The organism is Rhodopseudomonas sp. AAP120 (genome assembly GCF_001295845.1).
Lineage (GTDB): Bacteria > Pseudomonadota > Alphaproteobacteria > Rhizobiales > Xanthobacteraceae > Rhodopseudomonas.
Map to the genome: position 1 here is coordinate 1 of NZ_LJIC01000085.1, position 4230 is coordinate 4230.

Sequence of the window (4230 nt, forward strand, 5' to 3'; positions counted from 1 at the left end):
GATCAAAACACACCCAAACAAAACGCCGCTTCCAACAGGAAGCGGCGTTTTGCGTTGTGGGACTGGCTTTACTGAGCTGAGCCGTGAGATAGCTCCGATCTCGTTGCCGGCGCGCTTCGCGCTGCGCGGCGACGACGCGGACGGTGCGTGAAGCCGCGGGAAGCGCTTCGCCGTGAGCGATCCAGTCGCGACGGTTCGTGGTCATTGACGTGGAGGGCCGCGTCAGGGGGCGCCTTGACGGCGGCCGCGCGTTGGGGGCTGCGCCGACCTCAGGCTTTCAGCCGATAGCCCGTCTTGAAGATCCACCACACCGCGGCCATGCACAGCAGCAGAAAGCCGAAGGTTGCGGCGACGCTGATGCCGATATCGACGTCGGCGATCTCGTAGAAGCTCCAGCGGAAGCCCGACACGAGATAAACCACCGGATTGAACAGCGCGATCGTCTGCCACAGCGGCGGCAGCATCGAGATCGAATAGAAGCTGCCGCCGAGAAACGTCAGCGGCGTAATGATCAGCAGCGGCACCACCTGCAGCTTCTCGAAACCATCGGCCCAGATGCCGATGATGAAGCCGAACAGGCTGAACGCCACGGCGGTCAGCACCAGGAAGCCGAGCATCCAGACCGGATGGGCGATGTGCAGCGGCACGAACAGCGCCGCCGTCGCCAGGATGATCAGGCCGAGGATGATCGACTTGGTCGCGGCGGCACCGACATAGCCCAGTGCGATCTCGAGGAACGACGCCGGGGCCGACAGGATTTCGTAGATCGTGCCGGTGAATTTCGGGAAATAGATGCCGAACGAGGCGTTGGCGACGCTCTGCGTCAGCACGCTCAGCATGATCAGTCCGGGCACGATGAAGGTGCCGTAGCTGACGCCCTCGACCTGGTCGATACGCGAGCCGATCGCCGCGCCGAACACGATGAAGTATAGAGACGTCGACAGCACTGGCGAGACGATGCTCTGCATCAGCGTGCGCCACGTCCGCGCCATTTCGAACAGGTAGATTGCCCTGACGGCTCGGAGGTTCATGCTCATGCGTGCACCAGGCTGACGAAGATCTCTTCCAGCGACGACTGGCTGGTGTCGAGATCGTGGAAGCGAATCCCGGCGGCGCGGATGTCGCCGAGCAACGCGGTGATGCCGGTATGCTCGGCGCGGGTATCGTAGGTGTAGATCAGCTTGCTGCGGTCGTCCGACAGCGTAAGCCCGTAGTCGGCAAGGGCCGCCGGGACGGCGTCGAGCGGCGCGTCGAGATACAGCTTGAGCTGCTTCTTGCCGAGCTTCTGCATCAGCGCGGCCTTCTGCTCGACCAGGATCAATTGGCCGTTGTTGATGACGCCGACGCGGTCGGCCATCTCTTCGGCTTCCTCGATGTAATGCGTGGTCAGGATGATGGTGACACCGGTCGCCTTCAGCGCCTGCACCACTTCCCACATCCCCTTGCGCAGCTCGACATCGACGCCGGCGGTCGGCTCGTCGAGGAACAGCACCTGCGGCTCGTGGCTCAGGGCCTTGGCGATCATCACCCGGCGCTTCATGCCGCCGGACAGCGTGATGATCTTCGAATCCTTGCGGTCCCACAGCGACAAGTCCCGCAGCACCTTTTCGATATGCGCCGGGCTCTTCGGCTTGCCGAACAGGCCGCGGCTGAAGCTGACCGTGTCCCACACGGATTCGAACGCATCGGTGTGCAGCTCCTGCGGCACCAACCCGATCATCGATCGCGCGGCGCGGTAGTCGCTGACAATGTCATGGCCGCCCACGGTGACGCTGCCGGTGCTCGGATTGACCAGCCCGCAGATCGTACCGATCAGCGTGGTCTTTCCGGCGCCGTTCGGCCCGAGCAGCGCGAAGATCTCGCCGCCCATGATGTCGAGATTGATGCCGTTCAGCGCCTTGCGGCCGGTGCCGTAGGTCTTGCTGAGGTTCTGGACGGAAATGATCGGGGCCATGCGGGCTCGTCGTCGGTGGGCGCAGCAATTTGCGGCTGCGAGCGCAGCCGGTCACGCGGGCGGGTTACATAAGGACGAGAGAGGCGGGGCGCAACCGACAGGGGAGAGCTCCGCGCGGGAATGTTTCCGCTGTTTGTTGCGCCAATTGCCCGGCTCCGAACTCTTCCCGGCATTGCGAGGAGGCGGAGCCGACGAACGATTCAATGCCACGCACGGAGCCGTGGATTGCTTGCGGAGCCTGTCATTGGGCGGCGCTTCGCGCCGACGCGTTGACTCGCAATGACGTGGATAGTCGGAGATCACTCGGTGGCGCGGTCCGCCGCGGAATACGCGATCAGCGCCACGATCGCGTCCTTGCTCGCTGCGACGAACGCCGGATCCTGCTTCAATTCGTCGATCGTCCGCGGCGGGGGGAGGATGATCGCGCCATCGGGGTCCTCGGCCGCGGAGGCGAGAAGCTCGGCGGCTTCCTCCTCGGCTTCTTCGATCGTCTCGCCGGCGGTGACGACTCCCGGAATGTCGGGAAACGAAACGCTGTAGCTGCCGTCGGTGTCCTGACGGATTAGCGCGACGTAGTGAGCCATGGCTGAGGTCACACCCGCTGCACGAAGCTATCGACCACCTTCTTCTCGCCGGCTTTGTCGAAGGCGATGGTGAGTTTGTTGCCGTCGATCTTGGTGACGTGGCCGTAGCCGAACTTCTGATGGAAGACGCGGTCGTTCAAGGTGAAGTCGGATTCGGTGCCGGTGGATTTGGCGACCAGTTCGCCCTCGATGGTGAACGGCGCGCGGCGGGGGCTGCCGGGCGAGTAGGACGCGCCGCCTTCGCCGAAGCCGCCGCTGCGTCCGCCATTGCCGCCGCGGCTGCGTTGCGCCTGGGCGCGCTGCCATCCCGGCGTCGAGTAGCTCGAGCCGAACGACTCGACGTTGTCGAACCGCGACGGCCCGTAGCCGCTCATGCCGCCCCAGCCGGAGCCGCCCTTGGACTCTGTGATCTCGACGTTCGCCGACGGCAGTTCGTCGAGGAAGCGCGACGGAATCGTCGTATTCCAGGTGCCGTGGATGCGGCGGTTGGTGGCGAAATACAGTTTCGCCCGCTTGCGCGCTCGCGTAATGCCGACATGGGCGAGGCGGCGTTCTTCTTCGAGGCCGGCGCGCCCCTGTTCGTCGAGCGCGCGCTGGTGCGGAAACAAGCCTTCTTCCCAGCCGGGCAGGAACACGGTCTCGAACTCCAGCCCCTTGGCGGAATGCAGCGTCATCACACTGACGGCGTCCTCATCGGCGGCGCCCTCGCGATCCATCACCAGCGAAATGTGCTCCAAGAATCCCTGAAGATTTTCGAACTCCTCCATTGAGCGCACGAGTTCTTTCAGGTTCTCCAGTCGACCGGCAGCGTCGGCGGAGCGGTCCTTCTGCCACATCTCGGTGTAGCCGCTCTCATCGAGCACGATCTCGGCGAGTTCGGTGTGGGGCAGCGCGTCGCGTTGCACCTGCCAGCGTTCGAAGCTTTCGATTACGCCGCGCAGCGAACTGCGCGCCTTCGGTTTCAGTTCGTCGGTCTCTATCACCATCCGAGCCGCCTCGAACAACGGGATGCGACGCTTGCGAGCATGGTCGTGCAGCATCTGCACGGTCGCGTCGCCGAGCCCGCGCTTCGGCACGTTGACGATGCGCTCGAAGGCGAGGTCGTCGGCAGGCGAGTTGATCACCCGTAAGTAAGCCAGCGCATCGCGGATTTCGGCGCGCTCATAGAACCGTGGGCCGCCGATGACGCGGTAGGGCAGGCCGAGCGTGACGAAGCGATCTTCGAATTCGCGCATCTGAAACGAGGCGCGCACCAGGATGGCAATCTCGTTGAGTGCGTGCCCCTGGCGCTGCAGCTGCTCGATCTCTTCGCCGATGGCGCGGGCTTCCTCTTCGCTATCCCAGGCGCCGGTGACGGTGACCATTTCGCCGTCGACGTCCTCGGTGCGCAGCGTCTTGCCGAGCCGGCCTTCATTGTGCGCGATCAGATGCGACGCCGCGGCGAGGATATGGCCGGTCGAGCGATAATTGCGCTCGAGGCGGATCACCTTGGCGCCGGGGAAGTCGTGGTCGAAGCGCAGGATGTTGTCGACCTCGGCACCGCGCCAGCCATAGATCGACTGATCGTCGTCGCCGACGCAGCAGATGTTCTTGGGGGGAGCGGATGCTGCTTGCTCCCTCTCCCCGCGTGCGGGGAGAGGGCTGGGGTGAGGGGGCGTCTCCCCAGCTTGAGAGTCCGCGATTTGTCGAGGC

Annotated in this window: 4 protein-coding genes; all 4 read right to left on the bottom strand. The window is 64.4% G+C overall.

Features of this window, described 5'->3' with window-relative positions; genetic code table 11:
- Positions 1-269: 269 nt before the first annotated feature.
- Entirely contained in the window at positions 270-1031 is a 762-nt protein-coding gene (locus IP86_RS14430; RefSeq protein WP_054163231.1) for an ABC transporter permease, read from the bottom strand.
- Between the two features lie 2 nt (positions 1032-1033).
- The gene (locus IP86_RS14435) at positions 1034-1954 is read right to left on the bottom strand and encodes an ABC transporter ATP-binding protein (protein WP_054163232.1); all 921 of its coding nucleotides are present in this window, start codon (positions 1952-1954) and stop codon (positions 1034-1036) included.
- Between the two features lie 299 nt (positions 1955-2253).
- A complete protein-coding gene (locus IP86_RS14440; RefSeq protein ID WP_054163233.1) occupies positions 2254-2538 on the bottom strand; it encodes a type II toxin-antitoxin system HicB family antitoxin in 285 nt (94 codons plus the stop codon).
- Positions 2539-2546: 8 nt separating this feature from the next.
- On the bottom strand, positions 2547-4230 hold a 1684-nt coding region (locus tag IP86_RS14445; protein ID WP_245290626.1), incomplete at its 5' end, for an ATP-dependent helicase.

Excerpts from the sequence above, each read along its gene's own strand:
- IP86_RS14440 (WP_054163233.1), bottom strand. The coding sequence starts at position 2,538 with ATGGCTCACTACGTCGCGCTAATCCGTCAGGACACCGACGGCAGCTAC.
- IP86_RS14435 (WP_054163232.1), bottom strand. The coding sequence starts at position 1,954 with ATGGCCCCGATCATTTCCGTCCAGAACCTCAGCAAGACCTACGGCACC.
- IP86_RS14430 (WP_054163231.1), bottom strand. The coding sequence starts at position 1,031 with ATGAACCTCCGAGCCGTCAGGGCAATCTACCTGTTCGAAATGGCGCGG.